We start from the raw sequence: 26,286 nt of genomic DNA, 5'->3' as shown, positions 1-26,286 counted from the left end.
TTTATATGAAAATCACAAAAATCTGCTGTATAGGAGCAGGCTATGTGGGGGGGCCAACTATGGCTGTAATAGCCCAGAAATGTCCAGAAATCAAAGTGACTGTAGTGGATATAAACCAGGCCAGAATAGATGCCTGGAATGATGAAAACCTGGACAATCTACCGGTATATGAACCGGGCCTGGATCAGGTCGTGGCCGAAGCCCGAGGGAGAAACCTGTTTTTCTCCACCGCTGTCGATCAGGCAATTCATGAAGCTGAGATGATCTTTATCTCCGTCAATACACCTACCAAGACCTATGGAGAGGGTAAGGGGCAGGCTGCAGACCTGAAATGGATAGAACTCTGTGCCCGACAAATCGCTGCAGCTTCTGATACGGATAAAATCGTGGTTGAGAAATCAACACTTCCTGTACGTACGGCGGAAGCTGTAAATGACATCCTCTCAAATACAGGAGGTGGTGTTAAGTTCCAGATTCTTTCAAATCCTGAATTTCTCGCTGAAGGAACGGCTATAGAGGATCTGCACCATGCAGATAGAATCCTGATTGGCGGGGAGAGTACCCCTGAAGGTAAGGAGGCCATAGAGGCACTGGTGGACGTGTATGCGAATTGGATTCCTAGAGAAAAAATCCTCACTACCAATGTATGGTCTTCCGAACTTTCCAAACTCACGGCAAATGCCTACTTAGCTCAGAGAGTGTCTTCCATTAATGCACTTTCTGAACTTTGTGAGGCTACAGAGGCAGATATCGATGAATTATCCCGTGCCATCGGAGCGGATAGCCGAATAGGAGGGAGGTTTTTAAAAGCTTCTGTAGGTTTTGGAGGCTCTTGCTTTCAAAAGGATATTTTAAATCTAGTCTATATCTCCAGATCCTATGGATTAACCGAGGTAGCTGATTACTGGGAACAGGTCATTAAGATGAATGATCATCAAAAAGGGAGGTTTGCCAAGAAAATCATCAAGTCTTTATATAACACCGTAAGTGGTAAAAAGATAGCTTTCTTGGGTTGGGCTTTTAAAAAGGATACGAATGATACTAGGGAGTCAGCAGCCATTTATGTGGCTGATCATCTGTTGAGTGAAAATGCGTATATCCACGTATATGACCCGAAAGTAAAGGCACGGCAGATGTATGCGGATCTGGATTACCTGACTACACGTAAACCAGAAGCTAACAAGGAATTGCTTAAGGTAGAATCAGATCCCTATAAGGCCTGTAAGGATGCCCATGCAGTTGCCGTGTTAACAGAATGGGATGAATTTAAGGAGTATGATTGGCAAAAGATATATGATTCTATGCTCAAGCCCGCTCAGGTCTTTGATGGTAGAAATGTTCTGGATCATGAACAACTTCGGGAAATTGGCTTTAGGGTATATGCGATTGGAAAACCATAGAATTTGGTATGCTAATATATAAAGTAATACCCTAAGACTTAAAGCCCTAAAGATATATTTTGTTCTTTAGGGCTTTTTGTTAGCATTTAACGATTCCCTTATTGCTTTTTCGAATCTAAATAGTTTCAAGGATTGTTAACCTAACAACTCTATCTACGAAAGGTTTGTGTTACTACAAACCAATAACTCAGGAACATTAAAATAAATAGGCAAGATTAATCATCAAATTCATATTGAATCTTTTATCGGGACTTCCCGATAGAACTTCGCTACCAGTATTGTTCCAATGATTATAATTCTTTACTACCATAGAAGTGATGGAACTTGATAAAACTAGCCTATTAAATGTGTTTTTATAATTAAGACTGAAATTATAGTCAACCCATTTTTCTACATTGAGACCTTTACCTATTGCAAAGTAATAGTAGTTGGGATGACGCTCTAACCTTTCTAATTCTAAAGATACTTCTTTAAATCGCTGGAAGTGTCCAATTTTTAAAGAATACTCATTTCCACTCACGCCAGTACCTGCGCCTAAGTTCTCTCCTTTATATGTAAAACCGTGCTTTACTTGATAGTTATCATATAGACCTAATCCATTATCTATACCTTCTCCCCATCTAATGGTATTGTTAATACTGAATTTAGTCTGGGTCATTTCTCCAATGATGCCTATCGTATTTTGATCATTAAGTTTGATATACTTACTAAAACCAAGTAAATATCCTCTACTATGTTCTATGTTTAAAATCAGATCTCTCCAATTAAAGGGATGATCATTTCTGGAATACTCGAAGTAGAATTCGAAATTGGCTTTCGGAACAAGGTATCTTCCAAATATTCCTACATTTTGATCCTCACGAAGTTCAACATTTTCCAATATCCCTTCTCCTTCTTTTGGCAATGGGGCAAAAAATGGGAAGAAAGCTCTGAAATTGTTTCTCATGTCACCTCTGTAAACCTGAAATGCCCTCGTTGCACCTAAATAAAGATTAGGTAGGAAAATAGGAGAGTAACTGATTGATAATCCAGTGAAATATCTCCAGTCATCCTCTTTTTTTGAAAGGAGCTCATTATAGCTACCATCACTAAAGTGAGGAAAGTTTGATCCTTCTAGTTTTCCTATCCAATAATTACCTTCAAAATTACCGGCAAATGTTTTTAATGGGCGAGTAGTATTTAACTTAAAGTGTAAAAAACCCTCCGCATTGTCAGTCATTAATAAGGAATTATTCTGTCCTGGACCAATCCATATATTTTCGGTGGATACACCCAAAGCAATACCGCCGAGGTTAAGGCTAATATTGGAATTTCCTGGCAAAATCCTTGTGATAGGATCTTGTCCAAATCTGACCGGCTGATCAATTCCATTTAAACTTCTACGTAAATATTGAAAATACTCATTAGGAGCATTTTCCGGATACTCTTCAAACTTTAGATTTTGTGCATAATGGAATTGAGGGTATAGTTGGGCACTAAGCTTTCCCCATTTTAAATGAAGCCCTCCAGAAATAAGCGTTTGAAAGCCTTTCGCTGGAAGAATGGCTCCATGCCCCCAATTATACGGGTGATCAGTATTATACATACTAATCATTTGAATTGGGAGTAAAGAAACAGCGAATTTTTTATTCTTAAGAACAGAGTTTTTATCTAATTGATATCCCAGTATGGAATCATTTAAATATGGGTTTGAAAATTCCGGAAATGCTTTTTCCGTTAAGATTGGTTTGTAAATAAATGAAAAGTCAGAGTTTAAATTGCCCAAAATCTGCTCCCTCCTGAGATAATCATTTAGCACAGGAAATCCTACAGGGATGTTCTGCGCCATACCTTGAAATGCAAGTAGAAATGTGGTCAGTAAAAGTTTAAATCTCTTTTTCATTTTTAAATAGTAATAGGAGCTAAATTAATAATTCTGGACAGAACTATACAATCATAACTAAAGGAAGAGGCGCGAAATATGCGCCTCTTCCTTTAGTTTGATGAGAATTTTGGATTTTTCCATGAGGTGGATTAATACGCGTTTTCATTGTCAAAGAGAATTGAACTAGCTGTCATAGCGATAATTTTTAAATCAAGCCACAGACTCCAACTCTTAATATAGTGCACATCTAATTTATACCTGAAATACATGGAATGGAAAGTTTGAGTTTCTCCCCTATACCCCTTGGCTTGTGCCAATCCAGTTATACCTGGTTTTACCAAATGCCTATTTCTAAAACCTACAATTTCTGCTGCACTCATTTCATTTAATTTCACAGGATGAGGTCTAGGTCCTACCAGTGACATATTACCATAAATCACGTTTAAAATTTGAGGTAATTCGTCTATACTGGTTTTACGGATAAACTTACCCACTTTCGTAATCCTTGGATCGTTTTTGGTAGCCTGCTTGGTTTCCGATTCATTATTGACTACCATGGATCTAAATTTATAACATCTAAATCTCGAGTTATAAATTCCTTCGCGGGTTTGTTTGAAGAAAACAGGGCCTGGGGACTCAATTTTAATCAAGATTGCCACAAGAGGGAAAAGCCAAAAACCAATCAGAACCATGAAAAGAAAGGCTCCAATAAGGTCAATGAATCTTTTTAATGTAAGATTATACCAGTTAAAATGTTTGGAAAAAATTAATTCTGGTTCTTGCTTTTTGTAATTTTCTGATAAATCATAATTGAAATCATACCCAAGGAGCTTTTCTACATTTCTAGTTGTCATTATAGTAGGTTTTTTCTTAAAAAGTTGGTTACTGATTATTTTGGGCTTTGTAAAGGTCTTATTTTTTGTCATTTCTTCAAATAAATGGCCGGTATTTTTGTAAATACATAAAATTGTATTTTATCCTGAAAATATTTACTTCTATGTGTTTTTAAGAAATTTAAGGCATTAACCTTGCCATTTTTTTTATAAAATTACCTAAGAGTTGTAGCGGAATAGAAGTTTGACCCGTATTAGTCTATGATTTCCTAACCAACCTTACTGACACTATGACTTTTCTGTATTCTTTTTTTACCTCATTTGCGATTGGTATTCTCTTTTTTCCAGTGCTGATTAAACTTCTGCATAATTACCAAGTCTCAGACTCTCCGGGAGGACGACGTATTCACTTAGGGAAAACTCCTTCTATGGGAGGGATAGGTTTTTTCTTAGCCTCCATGATCGCTCTGGCTATTTGGGCTTGGGAATACCCAGAGCATTATCCTACTTATTTGTTTGGGGGGATTACCATCATGTTCTTTGTAGGTCTTAGAGATGATATAGTAGAGTTGAAGGCCAGTAGGAAAATCCTCGGACAACTTATAGCCGTAGTCCTAGTCATAGGAGCATCAGATATCCGTATCCGGGATTTTCATGGTTTCTTGGGAATAGGGGAACTGAACCTGTATTTCAGCTATGTGTTTTCTGCCTTTACCCTTTTGGCACTCACTAATGCCTTTAATTTAATAGACGGGCTGGATGGACTGGCCGGTACCATGGCCATGATTACCTTCTCCTGCCTGGGGGCTTGGTTTCTCTATTATGGACTGGATAGCTACGCCCTGATCTGCTTTACCTTTATGGGGGCTATTCTGGCTTTCCTGGCCTTTAACTGGCATCCTGCTAAGATCTTTATGGGGGATACCGGTTCCCTGACCTTGGGCTTTACCATGGGCGCGCTGGTGATGGCCTTTATGGAAGTGAATCAGGCTCTGCCTTCCGGGAGTACCTGGAAATTTGAACCTTCCTTCTCTGCCGGGGTTGCGCTCTTAATGTTTCCCCTCTACGATATGGGAAGGGTTTTTACCCGTAGGATTTCCCAGGGAAAAGGCCCCATGACTCCGGACAAATCCCATGTGCATCACTTCCTGATGAGAATGGGTTTCACACATGATAAAGTTACTTTCATACTAGGTTCTTTGCAGTTGGTGTTTATTTTTTTGATTTTTATTTTAAAAGATTTCTCGGACAATCTGGCTCTTCCCATAATTGTGGGACTTGCAGTTATACTTGGATTGAGGCTGGACAAGGTCACTGTTAAATATGTGAAAAAGAAAGTAGCAGTACAGCCTAGGGTGCTTGAAATCAGTGGTTTAAATGAGCGTCAAAAAAGAAAGGTAAAGCTGGAGAAAAAGGATTTTGAGCGTTCCAAGATCAATCTGAATTAGAAGGATATTAGAGTAAAAAATTTAGTTAAGGCCCCGCTGGGGTCTTTTTTTGTTTTTGGCCTGCAGTGTTCCTGGTTTGCTTTTTGTCATTTATGTACTAAGTTTAGACAGTTATTGACTCAATCAGTACATGTACAAGCAAATACCCCTGTCCTTTCCTAGCTTTAATGGTAATGAATCCCTGTACACCAGACAGGCCATAGATTCAGGTCACTTGGCTACCTATGGGGCGTTTATTGGGAAGTTTGAGTGGAAGCTGAATACCAAGTTGCGTACCCATGAGTCCGTGGTGCTCAATTCCGGAACTTCAGCCCTGCACCTTGCCATGGTTTTGATGGGCATAGGTCCTGAAGATGAAGTGATCTGTCAAAGCTTTACTTTTTGTGCCTCTGCCAATCCCATTGTGTACTTGGGCGCCAAACCTGTGTTTGTGGACTCAGAAAGCGATACCTGGAATATCAGTCCAGAATTACTGGAGGATGCAATTTTAAACCGCATCTCCAATGGAAAAAAGCCTAAGGCCATAGTGGTGGTGCACCTTTTTGGTATGCCAGCTAAAATGAACGAGATCCTGGAGATTTCCCGTAAGTATAATATTCCTGTTTTGGAGGATGCTGCCGAAGCTGTGGGCTCGGTCTATGAAGGGGAAATGTGCGGTACTTTTGGACAGATTGGTGTGTATTCCTTCAATGGAAATAAAATCATCACCACCGGAGGGGGAGGAGCACTGATTTCAGATGATACCAACATACTTCAAAAAGCCCGGCACCTATCTACCCAGGCCAGGGAAGACCTGCCGTATTACCAGCATTTAGAGATAGGCTATAATTATAAAATGAATAATCTGGCAGCCGCGGTGGGGCTGGCTCAGTTGGAGAAGCTGGAGAATCAGGTCAAAAGCCGTAGAGCGGTGAATGCCAGGTATAGGGAATTGTTCAAAGACATTCCCGGGATTAGTTTCCATACGGAACCAGACTCCAGCCAGTCTAATTATTGGCTAACAGCGATTTTGATTAATTCAGAAATTCTAGGCTTTGATGCAGCTTGTTTACAGAAGTCCCTGTCCAGACATGGGATAGAAAGCAGGTATCTTTGGAAGCCGTTACACATGCAGCCGGTGTTTGCTGATGCCCAGTTTTATGGTGGTAAAACCGCCCAAAACCTTTTCGAAAATGGGTTGTGCCTGCCAAGTTCAGCTGATCTCAAACTGGAAGATCAGGAAAGGATCTTGGCTGTTATCAAGAAGGAACTCGCCAAATCATTTAAGTAAGTGTTTTACAGGAAGTACATAAAGAGAGCGATGGACATCATCCTTGCTTTTTTGATGTTTTTAATATTTCTCCCCATCTTCTTGTTGGTGATGGTACTGTTGATTTTCCATCACAGAGGAAATCCATTTTTTTCTCAGGAGAGGCCCGGCAAAGATCATATTCCATTCCGAATTCTCAAGTTTAAGACCATGCGGGATCTAGTGGATCAGGATGGGCTGCCCTTAGCAGATTCCTGTAGAATTACAGCCTTAGGTAGAGTGATTAGAATGAGTTCCTTGGATGAGATGCCCCAGTTGATCAATGTGATAAAGGGGGATATGAGTTTGGTGGGGCCCAGACCATTGTTGAAGGAGTACCTGACTTTGTATTCAGAGGAGCAGTCCAGGAGGCATGAGGTGCGCCCGGGTGTCACCGGTTGGGCCCAGGTCAATGGGAGGAATGCCATTAGTTGGGAGAGAAAGTTCAAGTTGGACGTATGGTATGTGGACAATCATGGTTTTTGGCTGGACTGGAGGATATTATTTACGACACTTTTTAATGTTTTGCAAGGCAAGGGCGTGACACAGCAGGGCCATGTGACAGTTGGTAAATTTGAAGGTGCGGGCAAGTGACCCAGCATCTTGGTGGAGCGTAGGGAGTAGTTTGATTGAATGGTTTATAGTTTTTTTAGTTGATAGACGATAGTCCATAGACCATGGAAGATGGTCCATAGTTGACAGACCACGGTCCACAGCCGTGAGTGGTTATATTTAGGCAGGTTGTGCTGCTTCTCATGTTGTGCTGCTTCTCCAGAAGCTGCACTCTGAGGTGTCTGGTGGGGAACTCATATTTGGCGCAAGTCTCATTACTTATCCCTATCCAAATGCAGTATTTAGACTGCCAATCGCCATTCACATCGCTGTTTGAGATTTGTAATCTCGAACCAATCCCGTAGGATTCCAATCTGGTTTTTCGGTATTCTTGCTGGCGTCACGCCTTCGTCTCCGAATCAGGATCTCGGGTCAGCGCTGGTTAACCATTAAAACCTTAATCCCAGGGTTGAAACCCTAGGCACTAATATGAACCGCCCCTATGAGGCTGATTTTCTTTTAGTTATTCCCAAACACCTATCGAGAACCAGAAACTGGATTTTGAACAATAATATATTTCCTTAGAATCAGTTAGCGAATAGGGACTAAAACGCTTCGACTCCGCTCAGCGTGACAGGCTTCCTACCCTTCGACTTCAGGGTTAGGTAAAAATAAGTTCATCTAATTATTATGTGCTTTTAGGAATGGGATTGGGTTTTGTCACCTATCGCTATTTAAAGTATTATTAAAATGTAGTCGTCACTTGGACTGCGCGGTGGGCTGTCGCGGCAGCGGGCCGGGCTGTTGGGATGTGCGGTGGAAGCTTTGCCGCGACGAAGACTTTTGGATACTTTTGGTCTCAAAAGTATCGAGAGAGGAATTTTTAAGTTAAGCCATAACGGTCAACTGAGAAGTTGTCGATTGAATAAAAATAGTTGTCCAATCTGGTTCTCCCGTATTCTTGCTGGCAAAACGCCTCCGTCTCCGAATCAGGATCCCGGGCCAGCGCTGGTGATAAATTGCGATTTTTTACCCAGGGTTGCGTCGTACCTCCTTACCCTGGGCTATTAATAATTTGACCCCTTCAGGGTCAGGTAAAAACCTATTCGTCTCCGACAGTCGATCCAAGGTCCCAAAATCCTGAATCTGCCTATATAGCTGAAAGACAATCTAAACCTGATACTGGAGAGTCATCTTTATCTCCATACTTACAATTTCCCACTTCCTAACTACCAAACTTCCCGACATTTGATACCCGACCTCCAAAATATTGAATTCCGAATGTCAAAGTACCTAAAACGGCAACTTTAAACTTTACATTTTAAACTTTCAACTTTTCCATCTTGCTGGCATGACAATGCCGTCTCCGAATCAGGATCCCGGGCCAGCGCTGGGGGAATCGTTCTACTTTGAACCCAGGGTTGCGTCGTGCCTCCTTACCCTAGGCTACAACAAGGCAGGCCTTCAGCCTGCTTCCAGACTTCCATCTCTGCCACCCTAGCGAATAGGGACTAAAACGCTTCGACTCCGCTCAGCGTGACAGGCTTCCTACCCTTCGACAAGCTCAGGCCAGGCGACTGACAACCGAAAACTGACAACAGACAACTGACTTCCGACTTCCCAACCTCCAAAATTTTGAATTCCGAATGTAAAAGTACCTAAAACGGCAACTTTAAACTTTACATTTTAAATTTTCAACTTGTCCATCTGCGACTGAGTCTAATTCTGGCCAAGCGTATGAGGTTCAGGTTTTAGATTTCATACTTTAGCCATCTGACTTCAAAAGAGATTTCCCCTCGCATCAGCATTTTCGAATAATATAACATCTACGTTTGCTCGTCGAAATGACCCCGGAATCCAATTTTAGTAAACTCGGAAATTGGGTTTGATTCGCGCTATTCGAGATTTGTAATCTCGAAAATATTACCGTAGGATTTATAATCCGGTTCTTAGGTAATTCCCTGTCGTTAAGCGAGCATTAAATTTAAGGATAGGATTTGCCTATATTTGAATCTGCATTCTTGAAAAATTAGCGTTTAGCCTAATTGAAGACTGTACAAATTTTATTCACCACCATGTTCGCTATGATGTCAAAAACTGCTGCACTTATACCAGCCCGATATGCTTCTACCCGTTTACCTATCAAATTGGTTCAAGATCTTGGAGGAAAATCCATTATCCAGAGAACCTACTTGAGTACCGTGGATACTGGGGTCTTTGATGAGGTTTGGGTGGTAACAGATCATGAGGAGATTCATCAACAGATAGAGGAAGTAGGGGGTAAGGTGTTTAGGAGCCAGCAGGAGCATCAAAGTGGTTCGGATAGAATTGCTGAAGCCTTGGGAACTGTAGATGCGGATTTAATTATCAATGTGCAGGGGGATGAGCCTTTTCAGGATAAGCAGTCACTTGAGGATTTGGTCAGGGCATTTGAAGATGAGTCTGTGCAGGTGGCGTCTTTGAAAACGGAGATTTCTGAGCTGGAGGCACAGAACCCTAATGCGGTAAAAGTGGTAACGGATGCGCATGAGAATGCCCTGTACTTTTCCAGATGCCCCATACCCTACAATAGGGAGTCGGCCAAGGTGACCTATTGGAAGCACGTGGGTGTATATGCCTATAGAAGAGAGGTGTTGAGAAAATTCACCCAGTTGCCAAAAAGCAAACTAGAGTCTATAGAAATGCTGGAGCAATTGAGGTTATTGGAAAATGGGTATCAGATCCGGATGGTAAAGACCCTGCATCAGGCAGTTGCCATAGATACCAAGGAGGATTTGATCCGGGCGAGGAAATTGGTGTAAGTAAGTGTTGGAGAGGGCTAGAGAACCGATAGTCCTGCGAGCTTGGCTGGTATTGTATGACTATTCAGCTGTCACTATGGAAAGAAAATATTAAATTATGTAAACTTAATAAAAGTGATTATTTTGTTCGCAAATCTGTATGTGAAAAGCTTGGAAAGAAATAATTAAATATGATTAGATTTCTACTATGAATTTTTTGACTCGGTTAAAAATTCTTCCGCGATGGATTATTGCAACATTGGATTCTATCATATTATTCAATTGCGCTCTGTTTGGTTACCTGGTCAGATTTAATTTTGAGTTAGATCAGATAGAGGAAGGTAATGCTTTAGGTGGAAGTATATTTTTTATGCTTGGTGGATTGCTGGTTATGCAAAATACACATAGTTATGAAGGAATTGTCAGGCATACTGGATTTAGGGATGGTTCAAATATTTTTAAAACAGTCCTGATCAATTTTGTTCTTTTTCTGTTTCTCAGTTTCTTTCATGGTAATTTCCTTAATCAACAGTATTTGTTGCCTACTTCGGTATTGATTATAGCTAGTTTATCTTCCTTGTTTATGCTGATTTTTTACAGGCTTGTGGTAAAGGAGCTATTTGTATACCTAAAGAATGGTTTTCTGGTCAAGGAATTGAAAAACGGAGTGATTTTCGGAGCAGGAGAAGCTGGTATAATAGCTCAGGAGGCTATTAATCGAGACAGTAAAAGCCTTTTCAACACGGTAGCATTTCTTGATGATGATCCAAAGAAAGAGGGAAAGAATATAGACGGAAGACGGATATACAAAGGTCTTTCAGGCCTAGAAAAGTTGGTGGAAGAGTTTGGTGTTACTGAATTGATAATTGCAGTTCGGGATCTTACCGTTCACCGCAAAAATGAGATCATGGACGAGTGCCTGCGCCTGAAAATCTCCGTTTCCATAGTGCCTCCAGTTGATCAATGGCTGAATGGAGGGCTTACTGTAGGGGCCATTCGGGAAGTAAAAATCGAGGATTTACTAAGCCGTGAACCAATTATTTTAGATAATCCAAAACTACACGAGGAATTATATAATAAGGTGATTTTGGTAACAGGAGCTGCAGGCTCCATAGGTTCTGAGTTGTGTAGACAAATCTCTCATTACAATCCTAAGCTATTGGTGATGTTGGATATCGCTGAATCAGCATTATATGATGTGGAGCAGGAGTTTAAAGAAAACCGAATTAACTGCCCTATTAAGGTGGTTTTGGGAGATATCAAAAATAAAAAGAAGCTCAAGGAGGTTTTTAGAACTTTCAGGCCAGAGGTGGTCTTTCATGCCGCAGCTTACAAGCATGTGCCTATGATGGAAAACTATCCAGAGGAAGCCATACTTTCCAATGTTATAGGTACCAAGTTTTTGGCTGATATCTCCGTATTAGCTAAGGTGGAGAAGTTTGTCTTTGTATCCACAGATAAGGCTGTGAACCCTACCAATGTTATGGGAGCCAGTAAGCGGGCTGCAGAAATGTATGTACAAGCTTTGAATGAATATTTGGCTCAAAATCACAATAATTTTCATACCAAATTTATTACTACTAGATTCGGAAATGTACTGGGGTCGAATGGATCTGTTATTCCCTTATTTAAAAAGCAGATTTTAAGAGGAGGCCCCATTACTGTTACCCACCCTGAAATTACCCGGTATTTCATGACTATTTCAGAGGCTTGCCAACTGGTGCTGGAAGCCGGGATCATGGGAGATGGAGGAAAAATCTACGTGTTTGATATGGGTGAACCGGTGAAGATTTTAGAGCTAGCTAAGAAAATGATTCAGCTCTCCGGAAAGAAGGTGGATGAGGATATCAAGATCATTTTCTCAGGACTTCGGGAAGGTGAAAAGCTGTTTGAGGAATTACTTAATGATTTTGAAATCCTTAAAATCACACATCATCCTAAAATAATGATTGCACAAGTCCCCCCTTCTTCCTATCACAAAATTGATGGACAGATTGAGTTGTTTAATGATTTGGTGACCAAGCAATCTGAAAATGAAGTAGTAGCACACCTGAAAGTAATTGTGCCAGAATTCATTTCAAATTCTTCCAGATTCGAGGTATTGGATAGGTTGAATTGATTTATTGAGCAATCGCCAATTTTTTTTGGATTTGCTAAAATGGCCAGTTAGGAGAGTAACAGGTTTATCAGGTGTCTAAATGCTAATTCTCTCCATGATTTTTTCTAACAGAAAAGCAGGGCAACTAACTTCTTTAGATTTTACCAATTATGAGCCCGAAGCTTAATAGAATTGGCATATCACTAGCATTTAGGCTGCTTCAGTCTTCGGTTTGCTGTTCTTTATTTCAAAGTTCAAAGGGAATTTGGTTACAAGTAATATCCAGTATAAGCCTATTTCATTTACTCAATTTCATCCCTTTTACCGCTCGGTAAAGGATACTGTTGTAAAGTAGGAGATTTGAACCTCTGCTGTAATAAAGTCACTGTATTTCTTTTGTTTTTAGATTTTAAAGTTAATTTAGTGAACTGAATCGAAATATTGTTTCGGTCCCTTCATCACGATTAGGTTCTGATGTGGGTTGATTTTTAGTAATCCCAATCTTTTTATGAATGCTGCCTTATGGCCTGCCGTTTAGCTTGTGATTTGTACAAGTTGGACCAAAGCAAGCCCAATGTATGGCTATGTATAGCCATTTTCATAAGGCGCCAGTTTTAGAAATTTTGAATTCCTAACTATTAAACCCTAACTAACCTATGAAATCGAATTTCATTTTTTGCTTGAATCCAAGCAAGTTCATCCTAACGCTACTTCTAATAATGGTCTTTGGAGGTATTTTCTCCAAGGGCATTTTTGCTGCAGATCCTCCGGGTATTCCTGATGGTTGGAGTGATGGATATGCCTATGTCAATGGCATTAGGCTGCATTATTATCAGGCTATCCCTGCGCCTGATAAGCCAGTGGTAGTGATGGTTCACGGCGTTACAGACATTGGTCTTTGCTGGACTACATTGAGCTGGGAGCTGCAGGATGATTATAATATCTACATGCTAGATACCCGTGGTCATGGGCTTTCTGATCCTTTTACCCAAAATGATGATGGAGAAACTCTGGTGAAGGACGTAGTTGGCTTTGTGAAATCAATGGGGTTCGAAAAGCCAATATTAATGGGGCATTCTATGGGGGCTGCTACAGTCATGAGAATAGGAGCAGAATATCCTGATTTGGCAAAAGCTATAGTCATGCTTGACCCTTTCCTAGCACGATTGGAGACGCGCAGAGAAGAACCAGCCACTCCAGCGAAAAAACCACAAGAGGAAACTACTAAACAGGTAAGTGCAAAAAAGATCTCTATCAATATGTTTGGCGATCCAGAGACCTTGGTAAAGCAAAACAACTATGCTTTCGAAGATTTGGTGGAATTGGGTAAAAAGCAAAGCCCTAAATGGGATATAGTAGACGTACAATATTGGGCACTTTCTAAAAAACAATATCATGGAGCTTATACCCCAGAAGCGCAGCGGGCTATGAGCGGAACCATGAGAACGGAAGGAGCTTTGGAGAAAATCCAAGTACCATCACTCATCCTAAAAGCTGATGCATCTCCCGAGGCCAAGGCTGCCAATAACAAGGCAGTTGATGGACTTGAGCTGGTGAAACTCCTGCATCTGGAGGGAACTGGGCACAATTTGCACCACGACGATCTACAAACTACAACTGAGGAAATAAAAGCATTTCTACACGCTTCCCTTTCCTATTAATTCAGATTTACAAGATTTTCATCTACCACGTTTATAAAGTGGGAATTCAGGGTGTTACCCTCGCTAGTTATTGATAGGTAAACACGCTTTTGTGCCATTGAGTCGACTAAAACAAAAATGGCTTAGGTAAATCCTGAATAGATGCGATCATCGAACTCCCCTAGTTTTAATCAAAGAGAATAAGGTCGGTAGAATCTGTATTATCAATTTAGTAATACCAATATTTCAAACCCTACTGGCATCAGTGATGCCGTTCAAAATAAATCTCAAACCTAAAATAATCATGATCAAAAACAGTCTGAAATCCCTAGTAATCATTTTACTAGCAGTTTCATTTAACACATTTGCGCAGAGCGATTCCTCTTCTGAGGCTTTACTTTCTACTTATCCTACTATTACGGTGACAAAGGATATTCCATACCGGAAGGGAGCAAGCGATTCATGGAAGCTAGACTTAGCTATGCCTTCAAATTTTGGCACTGAACTCCGGCCAGCTTTGGTTATAATTCATGGAGGAGGCTGGGCTGGTGGCTCAAAATCTGTAGATGTTTACCAGAAAATGATGGTAGACTATGCAGAAAAGGGATATGTGACCATCAATGTGGAATATAGGCTCACTGGTGAGGCCGGTTTTCCTGCTTGTATAGAAGATGTGAAAAATGCAGTTCGCTGGCTTCGTGCCCATGCCGAAGAGCTAAAGGTGGATCCGGAGCGAATTGGAGCATACGGACATTCGGCAGGAGCACATTTGGCACTAATGATTGGTATGACTCCAGAGGAGAGTGGATTGGAAGGTGAAGGGAGTTACTCGGAGTTTTCCAGCCATGTGAATGCTGTAGCTGCTGGATCACCGCCTACTGAGCTAGGCCGTGATGTCCCTTTGGCAAAAACCGAATGGTGGCCTATAGGTTATATTTCTGCGGCTCACCCTCCATTGTTTTTGATACAAGGAACAGAAGATCCGGTGGTGAAGCCTGAACTGACTCGTGATTTTGTGACTAAAATGAAAGATGCGGGGGCCGATATCAACTACCTGGAAGTCGAAGGAGGACATGATGTGGCTTACTCCAGCCAGTTAAAAGTTACTGATCCGGCGATTTCTGATTTCTTCGAGCAACATCTAACCCGGACTAAGCATTAGGTTTCGTCATAGCCTGTCCCGATTTGTCGGGAAAGGCATTAATTGCAAGAAAATCAGGCTTTGATATCAGGTTTCAGAACCCTGATATACGGACAAAGATCTGGATTTTCAAACCGCTTAAAGTTTTCCCGGCCCAAAACTCTATTCGACTTTATCACTTAATATCCTCAAACCAAACCCATATCAAAAATGACCAAAATGTATTTTGTTAATCCCTTAAGTAATCTTGAAAACTCTCATTCCCTGCCTGCACTTCGGATATTTCTTTCCCTTTGTTTCCTGGCATTAGGCCTATCTAGTGCCCATGCCCAGCGTAGAATGCCGGATGATTCCAAAGGCCTAATCGCTCATGATCCCGTGATGATCAAGCAGGATAGCGTTTATTACCTCTTCATGACTCATGGGGGAATTGCGAAGAGTACTGATCTAGAAAACTGGACCAGAATTCAGTCAGCCCCCAGAGATTTGAAATGGGTGACAGATGATATTGTGCCAGGCCATAGAGGAGGTTTTTGGGCACCTGACATACAGTATTATGATGGCTTGTATTACCTGTATTACTCTCCTTCGGCTTTTGGTAAAAACACCTCGGCGATCGGGGTGATGACCAATAAAACCTTGCATCAGGATAGTCCGGATTATCAGTGGGAGGACCAAGGTATGATAGTTCAGTCCATACCCGGTAGGGATTATTGGAATGCCATTGATGCAAATGTAATCTTCGTAGAAGAGGAGGCCGGCAAAACCGTGGGATGGTTGTCTTTTGGATCTTTCTGGGGAGGCTTGAAACTGGTGAAATTGGGTCCTGATATGAAGTCTGTGGCTGAACCACAAGAGTGGTACAGCATAGCCCAGCGTGAAAATGGCACAGCGATAGAAGCCCCCTTTATTTATTACAGAGATGGATACTATTACCAGTTTGCATCTATAGATTATTGCTGTCGTGGACTGGAAAGTACCTACAAGACCATAGTAGGAAGATCCAAAGACGTCAGAGGTCCTTACCTGGATAAAAGCGAAACGCCTATGACTAAGGGCGGAGGAGAATTGATCGTGGGTGAAACAGATCAGTATGTAGCAGTGGGGCATTGCTCCGTGTATGATTTCGATGGAAAAACTTACTTTGTAGCTCATGGCTATGACAAGGAAGATGACGGAAAATCAAAACTGGTCATCAAGGAGATTCAATGGGATGCTGAGGGATGGCCTGTCCTGAACTTTTAAAGGTATCCATTTCCCCTTTTCAGGAGGGACTTAGGTTCCTGACGTGATTTTATAGGTCAGGAACCTTCCATTTTGGATACAAGACTTTTGATCTAAAACTCCAGAGTCAAACTGCCCTCAAAAACCCGATTATCACCTTATATTTATTTGATTAATAACAGACCATACTATGGAAAATAATACAAGACTTGTCCAACTCATACATCCCTCAGAAGGGCGGAAAGTGGCTTTGGTTCAGGAGCCAAACCTGATCCTGCTTAAGGACTTCGATTCCATTTACCAACTCGCTTTACATGCTTTGGACCATAAACAAAAGCTTGGTGATTTGATCCGAGCATATATTTCTGAAGAAAGTTTCAGCTATGACTCGATATATGAGGGCAGTAGCGATTGGAAAATACTTCCAGCTTTTGATCATCCTGAATCTGCTTTTCAATGTATGGTTTCGGGTACCGGACTGACCCATCATAATAGTGCGCTGAATAGGCAGATGATGCATAGCAATCAGGAGGAAAAGCCTACGGATAGCCTGCTCATGTATGAAATGGGAGTGAAAGGAGGTTCACCAGGCCCAGGGGAAATCGGAACTCAGGCAGAGTGGTTTTACAAGGGAAACGGTTCTGTGCTGAAAGGTCACGGAGAAAGCCTTAGTCTTCCTTATTTTGGGGATGATGGAGGAGAGGAGCCAGAGATAGCAGCAGCATATATTGTGGACAGGGAGGGAAACCCCAGAAGAATTGGGTTTACCACAGGAAATGAATTTTCCGATCATGTGATGGAAAAGAAAAATTACCTGTATTTGGCACCCTCAAAAATTAGGACCTGCGCTATAGGTCCGGAGTTGGTGGTTGATGCAGATTTTGAAAGTTACTCGGGGGAGGTCTTCGTTTCTCGACAGGGAAAACGAATTTGGGAAGCAGAGATCAATACTGGCCAAAAAAATATGTGTCACAATCTGGCAAATCTGGAGTTTCATCATTTCAAATATGATTCCCATAGAATTCCCCTTCAGGCTCATGTTCACTTTTTCGGAGCAGATGCTTTTAGCTTTGGAGCCAAAGTTAGTCTGGAGGATGCTGATCTAATGTCCGTAGCTTGGAAAGGCCTGGGGAGAGCCTTGGTTAATCCTTTGAAAAAAGAAGACCCAAAATCCACTGACTTCAAAAAGGTGTTGCCGCTGTAGCGTTCTTGGAGCAAATGATCGGAGGGCAAAGGAAAGGGATTTGGGATTTAATAGGGATTTGGGTTAATAAATATTTTAAATCAAGTAAATTTAACTTTATTAAAAATATTTACTAACTAAATCTAAGCACTTTGAGTCTTAAAACCACCTTTGCCCAACTACTACTCTTGCTTACCCTCGCGGCCTGTGGGAGCAATACCGAGCAGATAAATCAGGAGATTGCGGATAAACCCGTAATCATGGCCTATTATGTAGCCGAAAGGAATTACAAGCCAGAAGAAATCCCGGTAGAGAAACTTACCCATATCATCTACTCCTTCACCAATGTGATAGACGGTGAAATGAAATTTAGAAGACCCGAAGCCGCAGGTCCCAAGTTGGCAGCTTTGGTAGAGCAAAAGAAGCGTAATCCGGAATTGAAGGTGATGATAGCCTGCGGGGGATGGGGAGCAGACGGGTTTTCAGACATGGCTTTGACGGAAGAAGGTAGAACTAAATTCATCCAGAGTGCCCATGACTTTATCGAGCAGTACCAGCTTGACGGTATGGATATGGACTGGGAATACCCGGGCATTTCAGGTGCAGGTACCATGGCCAGGCCTGAGGATACGCAAAACTTTACAGCCCTGATGAAGGGACTACGTGAGATGCTGGACAGCTTTGATACTCCAAAAGTACTCACCTTTGCATCTGCGGGATGGAAGCGATATTATGATTTTGTGGAAATCAATGAGGTGATGAAATATGCGGATTATACCAATGTGATGACTTATGATCAGGTTTCCGGTGTGTCTATTTACACCGGGCATCATACGCCGCTTGGAGCAGTGACAGCTGATGAAATCACGGGGACTCCCTTTCAGCTACACTTGGATAGCCTGTACCAAAACGGGGATAATCCAGATGCAGATCCAAGGTCAGCGCAAAAGATTGTGGACTTTTTGATTAACGAAGGAGTGGATCCGAAACAAATTGTGATAGGAGGAGCTTTTTATGGAAGAGTTTGGAAGGGAGTGCCACCAGTGAACAATGGTTTGTATCAATTGAGCGGGGGGCTTCATCAAGGCTGGAAAGCTTATCATCAGATCCGTAACGAGTACGAAACAGATCCTGATTTTGTAAGGCATTGGGATGATAACGCAGAAGCTCCGTACATGTATAATGCCAAGGACAGTCTGTTTGTATCTTATGATGACACCGTATCTGTATCCCGTAAAACCAAATATGCCATGGAAAAGGGCATTGGAGGAATTATGTTTTGGGAACTGGGAAATGATACCAAAGAAGAAGGAAGCTTACTGGATGCTATTTTCAAGGCAGCACATTAAGCTTTGGTTTTCTTTCGAATGTATCAAATGGTCTGTGGGTTCGCAGACCATTTTTTTTGCTTTCAAGTCAGTGCTTCAAGTCTCATGACTTGGACCTAATTAGTTGCAGTCTTCAGACTGCTTAATAAATAACAGAGGTTTAAAAAAGCAGCTTACTTTTGAGTAATTTAATAGCAGTATTTTCAGAGCTATTTGAATGAGCAGAAAATATAAAATCCGGGATCAAGGAAAGCTTTACTTTGTGACTTTCACAGTCATAGATTGGATCGACCTCTTCATCAGGAAAGATTATAAAGACATCGTTTTGGGTTCCCTGAAATATTGCCAAAATCATAAAGGATTGGATTTGTGTGCTTATTGTATAATGTCAAGTCACATCCATCTGATAATAGGAAGAAATGGTGAAATAAGCATTAAAGCTATAATCAGGGATTTCAAGAAATTTACTTCCAATCAGCTGATTAAATCCATTGAATCAAATCCTGTAGAAAGTAGAAAAGGATTTTTACTTCTTCATTTTAGCAGAGCTGGAAAACGAAACCCGAATAACACCAATTATCAAATATGGCAGCAACATAGCCATCCGATTGAGCTTAACACAAATGAATAAATCAGCAGGTGTCTCAACTACATCCATCAGAACCCAGTTGTTGCCGGAATTGTCTTTTCTCCAGAGGATTATGTCTATAGTAGTACTGTTAACTATGCCGGATTACCAGAAAAGTTGATTGAAGTAATTCTAATCGAAAATCAATTTTAAATCCATTTTAAAAAATAGCAGTCAGGAGACTGCATTTAGGTGAGTCCAAGTCAGGAGACTTGAACTACTGACGTAAACTTGGTTCTCATGCCTGAAACCCAATCGGTGAAACCCTTCGAGGGTTTAAGATAGGATGAAGGTTATTTAGCCAAATTATACATTTGTCTTTAGAAAAAGGTTAACCCTCGAAGGGTTTATTCAAAAAAAAACCACAAGAGAAAATCCCCTGTGGCTTTGCGCATTTTTTAATTCTTGAAATCAGTTGCTCAAGGTAGCGGTTGCCTGTCCATATTCCCATCGGATCTGGAAACTGTCAGGCTTCACCTCATATACCAGGCGCTCTTCCATGGTAGGGCTTTCGCCGGAAGGAACGCTTACACGAAGTACATCTTCCTTAGAATCGTAATTGAACGCTCCCCATTGCTTGGCCACCTTGTTGAAAATGAAAGTGGACTGGCCTGTCTCACTAGGAATGATGAAGAAACCGTAAGTTCCCGCCGGTAATTTCTCACCCTGCACCATGATGTCTTCGGTGGTGGTAAAAGTGGTAGCCTCATTGGCCCCAGCTCTCCATACCTCATTGAAAGGAACCAAATCCCCCCAGATCATTCTTCCTTTTACAGCTGGGCTGCTGTAATTAATGGTGATTTTGGCGTCGCCTACCATTCCTTCAGCGGTTCTCGCTGGGCTTGGTTTTTCTTGTGCTTTGGCAGCAAAGCCTACAAAAACAAGTAGTACTAATGCTAAAAGACTCTTTTTCAAATTCATTGTTATTGGTTTTAGATTTGGTTTCAAAATACGACAATTTATCAAAACTGAACATCTTCACCTAGACTTTATTAGAAATGTAAAAGGCCGGAATCATGAGAAATATCAAAGTTTCATTTCTCAGATCTCCGGCCTTTGTTTCTAAGGTAGAGTAAGGTTTAACTTAAATCTTCACCCAAGCTTCCTTCGCGTTACTTTCTACTATAGCCTCGCCTATGATCAATTCTCTCAATCCATCTGCAAAGGTAGGGTAGGTAGCTTTCTCAGGCTGTTTGCCTTCTCGTATGGCTGCATAAACCTCCTTGAACAGTTGCTTTGAGGTGTCAGGGAAGCCTTCTTGATGTCCTCCCGGGAAGCTGACCAGTGAGCGTGCACCCTCGTCCACCAGGGCAGGGTCTTTCATGAGTACAGCGTTAGGCTCGTCTCGCTTGCCTATCCATAGCTCATTTGGCTTTTCAGCATTAAATTCAAAGTTGGATTTTGAACCTGCTATTTCAATATTCAGTCGGTTTTTGCGTCCGGCATTTACCTGACTTACGGTGATGGTGCCAGTACGTCCATTATCAAATCGAAGCAGGATAGAAGCAAAATCCTCAGAAGTTACCTCATATTCCTCATAATCTGAAGGATCTAGCGCCTTGCCAGAAAAGGATTCTACTGCCTTCAAAGGCTTCAGTCGTGTAGGGTGAACTATGGAGAAGTCTGCCATCACAGCTGTGATTTTCAGTCCAGTTACATACTCCGTCATATCCAGCATGTGAGAGCCAATATCTGCTACCACTCTGGAGCCTCCGGACTGCTTTGGATCCAATCTCCAGCTGTAATCGGTTTTATGAATCAGCCAATCCTGTAAGTACGAACCCATCACGGAATAAACATCTCCCAAATCGCCTTTTTCGCGCATAACTTTCATCTGGCGCACCATAGGGTAGTAGCGAAGGTTGAAGTGAACTGCATTGATCAGGCCGGTTTCCTTGGCGATAGCAACCAGTTCTTCAGCCTCTTCTATGGTCATGGAAAGGGGCTTTTCACAGACCACATGTTTTCCGGCAAGCATACATGCTTTGGCCTGTGGGAAATGGAGGAAATTAGGCGTACAGATATGTACCACTTGAATGCTGTCATCCTTCAGCATATTTTCAAAAGTGTAGGCATTTGCGATGCCAAGCTCTTCAGCTTTGGAGTCTGCTACTTCTTGATTGACTTCCACAAGGCCGGTTACCTCGATATTAGGAATTCTTCTAAGTGCTTCTAAATGAGCTGGGCCGATAAATCCGGTTCCCACGATAGCAGCTTTGATAGTCTGAGCCATAGGTTTTTTAGGTTGTTTTAGAATAAATATTAAAGTGTCAAATTAGGAAAAATGGCGTAAAAAATGGCAGGGATGATTTCATCAAATTGTGAAAATCTCCGCCATTCGTGCTTCATAGCCTGTATGGTTTACCGGATAAGTTTGGTTTTGATCTGATTTACAGCGTGTTAGTTACTTCTTTTCCACCACTGTGTTTTGGTGGCCAGATTTTCATCCAAAATGATAAAATCCCCGATCACGGGCACCACAATATCCTGCTTGATTTCTTCGGCTTTTTGGATCACCCGGGTCACTGGATCTGTCCAGGAGTGCATGGCCAGGGTGAAAGCTGCCCAGTGAATGGGCATAAACTTTTGGGCTTGTATATCCTGTGCCGCTTGGGCGGTTTCCTCTGGAATCATGTGTATATCGGTCCAGCGTTCGTTGTATTGCCCACATTCCATCATGGCAAAGTCAAATGGTCCGTATTTTTCTCCTATTTCCTTGAAGTGCGGCCCATATCCACTATCCCCGCTGAAGTAAATGCTTTTGGATTTGCCCTTGATCACCCAGGAGCCCCAGAGGGTGGAGAACCTATTGTTCAGGCCTCTTCCTGAGAAATGCCGGGCAGGGGTCAAAGCCAGGAAAACCCCGTTAGCCTGGATTTCATCCCACCATCCCAATTCATGGATTTTGGATGTTTCCACGCCCCATTCTTCAAAGTGTGCCCCCATTCCCAAAGGCATGTAGAAAGCCTTGGTTTTAGACTTTAACTTCTGGATAGACTCATAGTCCAAATGATCGTAATGATCATGTGACATAATGATCATATCTATATGAGGGAGCTTTTCCACCGCGATGGGCAGCTCCTTGCTGTAGCGTTTCTTGCCGAGAATTGGATTGGGAGCGGGCACTTCACTGAACATGGGGTCTATCAGAATGTTCTTGCCCTCGAGCTGAAGCAAAAAGGAAGAATGCCCAAACCACACCAATCGGGTTTCATGGACTTGCTCCGTCAGTTCTAGGGAATCTCTTTTTACCACAGGAAGCTCAAAATCCGGCCTTCTGGAAGGATCGTTTTTGAAAAATTCAGGAAGCATTTTTATTGCTTCGGTGAAATCCATATCCATATTGGTGGGCATCAGGTTATGGAATTTTCCCTGGGAAAAGTAAGAAAGTTGCTGGTATTGCTGCATGTCCTCCTTTGATGGATTGCCGCCAAATTGTGGGCTCAGATTGACAAATAATACGATGATCAACCCAAGGATCAGTACGATTGAAATAAGCGTGATCATAAAAACTTTGATTGTGTGAAGTAGATTTCTACGCATAGAATTTAGCTGCGCTAGTGGTTACTGGTGTGAGATTCTTTGGATAAACTCATTTAGGGTAGAAAAGGTGCAGTCCAGGGGCGAAATAGTGTGGGAATTTCAGTTTTTGTTTCCAATGAAGGATTCACTTTATCCAAATAGTCTGAGAATTTACATGGTAGGTTTTAGCAGCTACCTGTTTTTCTTTAACTTATTATGCGAAACAATAAATAGCCTTATGTCAACATTCAATCTCAAAATCAACGGAAAAACCCACTCCGTAGATGTAGAAGATGATACTCCACTTCTTTGGGTATTACGGGATCATCTAGGTCTGGTGGGGACCAAATATTCTTGTGGAATAGCCCAGTGCGGCGCTTGTACCGTGCATATGAATGGAGAAGCCGTTTTTTCATGCTCCTTACCTGTGTCCAGTGTGGCCTCAGATGAAATCACCACCATTGAAGGACTTTCGGAGAAAGGGGACCATCCCGTACAGAAAGCATGGGATGAGGTAGATGTGGCGCAGTGTGGCTACTGTCAAGCCGGACAGATCATGAATGCGGCAGCTTTTCTGGACAAAAACCCTAGTCCTAGCATGGAGGAAATAGAAAACGCCATGAACAGGAATATTTGCCGATGCGGAACTTATCATAAAATCAGAGAGGCCGTTGCAATGGCTGCTAAATCCAAATAACTATGGCTACACTTACCAAAACCAACCGAAGAGATTTTCTGAAAATCGCCGGTACCACAGCCGGAGGATTGCTGATAGGATTTAATTGGATGAGTTGCGACTCACCGGAGATGCAGGTGCTGAGTACAGACGAGGTTCTGGCTCAGGCAAATAGTTTCAATGCATTTTTGAGCATAGCTCCGAGTGGAGACATAGTGATATACTCACCCAATCCAGAATTGGGACAAAATATTAAAACATCCTTTCCTATGGTGGTTGCCGAGGAGCTGGATGCTGACTGGAAGAAAGTACGGGTGCTGCAGGCAAATCTGGATACGGATAAATATGAGCGTCAGCTTACCGGTGGATCAGGAGCTATGCCGCATTCCTGGGAGAGACTGAGAATGGCCGGAGCTACAGCCCGTCATCTTTTGGTAGCCGCCGCTGCCAAAAAACTGGAGGTTCCCGTCTCGGAACTGTCCACTAGTGAGGGGATTATTTATCATAAGGGAAGTGGAAAGAAAATAGGCTATGGAGAGGTAGTGGCAGAAGCAGCACTGCTGACGGCGCCGGAGGAAGTGACCCTAAAGGATAAAAAGGATTTCAAAATCATAGGTACTCCTGTGAAAAATGTGGAAAATGAGGCATTATTTACAGGGAAGCCGCTTTTTGGGCTGGATTTTCACAGAGATGGAATGCTACATGCCATGGTGCAGCGTGCGCCTTTTGGGATGAAAATTAAATCCCTTGATGATGCAGCTGCAAAGAATGTGGCGGGGGTGAAAGATGTGGTAAGCTTTGACAATAGTGTGGCCATAGTGGGAACTTCCACCTGGCCCCTGATGAAAGCCAAAAAACTGCTCAAGGTAGAATACGAGGCAGATGGAAAGGTAGAAAGCTCAACGGATCACGATCAGATTTTTAAGGATTTATTGGCAAATGGAAAGGCGGAAGTGAAGCGGGAAGATGGAAATGTGAATGCTGCTTTCAATAACGCTGCCCAGGTGGTGAGCGCTGAATACCAGTGTCCTTTTCTCTCTCATTCTCCTATGGAGCCTATGAATTTCTTTGCACATGTGCAAGCAGATAAGGTAGAGTTGATCGGGCCCACGCAAACTCCTGAGCGAGCCAGAGGAACTGCTGCTCAAATAACCGGAATTGCCCCTGAAAATATTACCGTAGAAATTACTCGACTGGGAGGAGGTTTTGGCAGGAGACTTCGTGCAGACTATGTGGAGGAAGCGGTGAAAATATCCCAACTGATGAAGGCTCCGGTGAAGTTGACCTGGAGTAGAGAAGATGATCTTACCGGCGGAGCTTATAGGCCAGCGGTTAGGTATAGATTTGAAGCGGCACTGGATGCAGCAGGAAATATGACCGGCTACAAACTCAGAGGAGTTGGCATGAATGCAGGAAATAGTACCCGAGAGCATAATTTCCCTTCAGGAGCAGTGGACAATGTGCTGATAGAAAATGTGAATTACGAGTCTAGCATTACTACTAATGCCTGGCGCGCTCCGATCACTAACTTTCTGGCTTATGCAGAACAGTCATTTCTGGATGAAGTAGCTGAAGCGGCTAAGAAGGATCCTGTACAGTTTAGGTTGGAGCTGATGGAAAAAGCAAAGGCAAACCCCGTTGGTGGTGAATTGCGATACGATGTGGATCGCATGATAGCGGTGACCAAGGAAGCAGCTCAGCGATCAAATTGGGGTAAAAACCCGAATGTAAAGCAAGGGTTCTCGGTTTATTTCTCTCATAGAACTTATGTGGCTCAAGTAGCTGATATTGAGATGGAAAACGGAACTCCTACACTTAAGAAGATTCACGTGGTCACTGACTGTGGCATGGTGGTCAACCCTACCGGGGCAAATCACCAGGTACGTGGAGGAGTGGTAGATGGGATGGGACATGCGATGTATGGCAACCTGACTTTTGAAGGAGGCTTGCCTACGCAGACTAACTTTGATAAATACCGCCTGATCCGGATGAAAGAGGTGCCGGAGGTGGATACTTATTACCTGGATAGTGGATATGATCCTACCGGTCTTGGGGAGCCTTGCTTGCCGCCTACAGGAGGAGCCATCGCCAATGCCATCTATAGCGCTACCCAGCGAAGGTTAAGAAGCCAGCCTTTTATAGAGCAAAAGGAGTTTCAGGATTTGAATCTGGCGATTAAGAGAGCTTGAAGGGAGTAACAAGTATCTAGTATCAAGTAGAAAGTAACTAGAATCAAGAGCCGAGAGTCAAGAATCAAGAGTTGAGATTAGTAGAAAAGCACTTCCAGCGTTTATTGGAGGTGCTTTTTCTTGAGGTTTATAGCTAGTTATTACTGACTAAATTTCATCCATTTCTCTCTCTGGCCAATACGGGCCTTTGAGAATAAACTGCTTGCCCTGGATCTCAAATGTGATTTTCAATTGTTCCCGCTTTTGCTCATGAATAGCCAAGCAGGCATTGAAGTGAATCAGATCAAATTCCAAATTAAAACTACCCGTTTCCGGATCATTGAAGGTGATTTCTGAGGCTAAATCCACTTTCTCGGCCAGTGCTCCCTCTTTTTTGAAGTAGTAGGAGAGGAAGATCCCTAAGTCCTTCTGGTTTTCTTTTAAGGTTTGCTTGAGTACTTCTGAATTTGGATTTTTAGAGTTGGGGATAGTTAGTGACCAGATTTCTTGCAT

At 42.2% G+C, this 26,286-nt stretch carries 20 protein-coding genes; 14 read left to right on the top strand and 6 right to left on the bottom strand.

Going from position 1 to position 26,286, the window contains the following annotated elements; translation table 11 throughout:
* Positions 1–5: 5 nt before the first annotated feature.
* Positions 6–1,400: a UDP-glucose 6-dehydrogenase gene (locus PBT90_RS10740; RefSeq protein ID WP_270129020.1), complete on the top strand. Its 1,395-nt coding sequence runs from the start codon at positions 6–8 to the stop codon at positions 1,398–1,400.
* A 196-nt stretch (positions 1,401–1,596) separates the two neighbouring features.
* Here the strand turns inward: PBT90_RS10740 and PBT90_RS10735 are convergent, their stop codons facing one another.
* Positions 1,597–3,282 (bottom strand): capsule assembly Wzi family protein, encoded by a 1,686-nt coding sequence (locus PBT90_RS10735; RefSeq protein ID WP_270129019.1) that lies wholly within the window; start codon positions 3,280–3,282, stop codon positions 1,597–1,599.
* A gap of 131 nt (positions 3,283–3,413) precedes the next feature.
* Positions 3,414–4,118, bottom strand: coding sequence for a sugar transferase (locus PBT90_RS10730; protein WP_270129014.1), 705 nt, complete (start codon positions 4,116–4,118; stop codon positions 3,414–3,416).
* A gap of 269 nt (positions 4,119–4,387) precedes the next feature.
* Between PBT90_RS10730 and PBT90_RS10725 the strand changes: the two genes are divergently transcribed.
* The 11 genes from PBT90_RS10725 (at position 4,388) to PBT90_RS10675 (ending at position 19,410) form a co-directional block, all read left to right on the top strand.
* Positions 4,388–5,545 carry a glycosyltransferase family 4 protein gene (locus PBT90_RS10725; protein WP_270129010.1) on the top strand — a complete coding sequence of 386 codons (1,158 nt, stop codon included), beginning with the start codon at positions 4,388–4,390 and terminating at the stop codon, positions 5,543–5,545.
* Positions 5,546–5,675: 130 nt separating this feature from the next.
* Positions 5,676–6,815 carry an aminotransferase class I/II-fold pyridoxal phosphate-dependent enzyme gene (locus PBT90_RS10720; protein ID WP_270129006.1) on the top strand — a complete coding sequence of 380 codons (1,140 nt, stop codon included), beginning with the start codon at positions 5,676–5,678 and terminating at the stop codon, positions 6,813–6,815.
* Positions 6,816–7,427: a sugar transferase gene (locus tag PBT90_RS10715; protein WP_270129001.1), complete on the top strand. Its 612-nt coding sequence runs from the start codon at positions 6,816–6,818 to the stop codon at positions 7,425–7,427. It abuts the gene before it with no gap.
* Between the two features lie 2,003 nt (positions 7,428–9,430).
* A complete protein-coding gene (gene kdsB / locus PBT90_RS10710) occupies positions 9,431–10,186 on the top strand; it encodes a 3-deoxy-manno-octulosonate cytidylyltransferase (RefSeq protein ID WP_333482144.1) in 756 nt (251 codons plus the stop codon).
* Positions 10,187–10,373: 187 nt separating this feature from the next.
* Positions 10,374–12,284, top strand: a complete 1,911-nt coding sequence (locus tag PBT90_RS10705; RefSeq protein ID WP_270128996.1) for a polysaccharide biosynthesis protein — start codon at positions 10,374–10,376, stop codon at positions 12,282–12,284.
* A gap of 635 nt (positions 12,285–12,919) precedes the next feature.
* Complete coding sequence (locus PBT90_RS10700) at positions 12,920–13,924, top strand: alpha/beta fold hydrolase (RefSeq protein ID WP_270128991.1); 1,005 nt, start codon at positions 12,920–12,922, stop codon at positions 13,922–13,924.
* 283 nt (positions 13,925–14,207) lie between these two features.
* Complete coding sequence (locus tag PBT90_RS10695; protein WP_270128986.1) at positions 14,208–15,065, top strand: alpha/beta hydrolase; 858 nt, start codon at positions 14,208–14,210, stop codon at positions 15,063–15,065.
* Between the two features lie 189 nt (positions 15,066–15,254).
* Positions 15,255–16,289 carry a family 43 glycosylhydrolase gene (locus PBT90_RS10690; RefSeq protein WP_264810533.1) on the top strand — a complete coding sequence of 345 codons (1,035 nt, stop codon included), beginning with the start codon at positions 15,255–15,257 and terminating at the stop codon, positions 16,287–16,289.
* A gap of 169 nt (positions 16,290–16,458) precedes the next feature.
* Positions 16,459–17,472 carry an AraD1 family protein gene (araD1, locus tag PBT90_RS10685; protein ID WP_270128978.1) on the top strand — a complete coding sequence of 338 codons (1,014 nt, stop codon included), beginning with the start codon at positions 16,459–16,461 and terminating at the stop codon, positions 17,470–17,472.
* A 131-nt stretch (positions 17,473–17,603) separates the two neighbouring features.
* Entirely contained in the window at positions 17,604–18,800 is a 1,197-nt protein-coding gene (locus tag PBT90_RS10680) for a glycoside hydrolase family 18 protein (protein WP_270128973.1), read from the top strand.
* 196 nt (positions 18,801–18,996) lie between these two features.
* Positions 18,997–19,410, top strand: coding sequence for a transposase (locus PBT90_RS10675; protein ID WP_270128967.1), 414 nt, complete (start codon positions 18,997–18,999; stop codon positions 19,408–19,410).
* 408 nt (positions 19,411–19,818) lie between these two features.
* Here PBT90_RS10675 and PBT90_RS10670 read toward each other — a convergent pair whose 3' ends face one another.
* The 3 genes from PBT90_RS10670 to PBT90_RS10660 all read right to left on the bottom strand — a co-directional run bounded on the left by PBT90_RS10670 (position 19,819) and on the right by PBT90_RS10660 (position 22,914).
* Positions 19,819–20,328: a DUF2911 domain-containing protein gene (locus tag PBT90_RS10670; RefSeq protein WP_264810528.1), complete on the bottom strand. Its 510-nt coding sequence runs from the start codon at positions 20,326–20,328 to the stop codon at positions 19,819–19,821.
* Positions 20,329–20,491: 163 nt separating this feature from the next.
* Entirely contained in the window at positions 20,492–21,640 is a 1,149-nt protein-coding gene (locus tag PBT90_RS10665) for a Gfo/Idh/MocA family protein (protein WP_264810526.1), read from the bottom strand.
* A 167-nt stretch (positions 21,641–21,807) separates the two neighbouring features.
* A complete protein-coding gene (locus PBT90_RS10660; protein WP_270128958.1) occupies positions 21,808–22,914 on the bottom strand; it encodes an MBL fold metallo-hydrolase in 1,107 nt (368 codons plus the stop codon).
* A 253-nt stretch (positions 22,915–23,167) separates the two neighbouring features.
* Here PBT90_RS10660 and PBT90_RS10655 point away from each other — a divergent pair, with 253 nt between their 5' ends.
* Both PBT90_RS10655 and PBT90_RS10650 read left to right on the top strand, forming a co-directional pair.
* Complete coding sequence (locus PBT90_RS10655; RefSeq protein ID WP_264810522.1) at positions 23,168–23,626, top strand: (2Fe-2S)-binding protein; 459 nt, start codon at positions 23,168–23,170, stop codon at positions 23,624–23,626.
* Positions 23,627–23,628: 2 nt separating this feature from the next.
* The gene (locus tag PBT90_RS10650) at positions 23,629–25,794 is read left to right on the top strand and encodes a xanthine dehydrogenase family protein molybdopterin-binding subunit (RefSeq protein ID WP_264810521.1); all 2,166 of its coding nucleotides are present in this window, start codon (positions 23,629–23,631) and stop codon (positions 25,792–25,794) included.
* A gap of 147 nt (positions 25,795–25,941) precedes the next feature.
* On the opposite strand, the gene PBT90_RS10645 is transcribed toward PBT90_RS10650, so the two are convergent.
* Positions 25,942–26,286, bottom strand: a complete 345-nt coding sequence (locus PBT90_RS10645; RefSeq protein ID WP_264810519.1) for a hypothetical protein — start codon at positions 26,284–26,286, stop codon at positions 25,942–25,944.

The organism is Algoriphagus sp. TR-M9, from assembly GCF_027594545.1.
Lineage (GTDB): Bacteria > Bacteroidota > Bacteroidia > Cytophagales > Cyclobacteriaceae > Algoriphagus > Algoriphagus halophytocola.
Note: the sequence above shows the minus strand (reverse complement) of the source record. Positions and strands in the feature narration are given on the sequence as shown.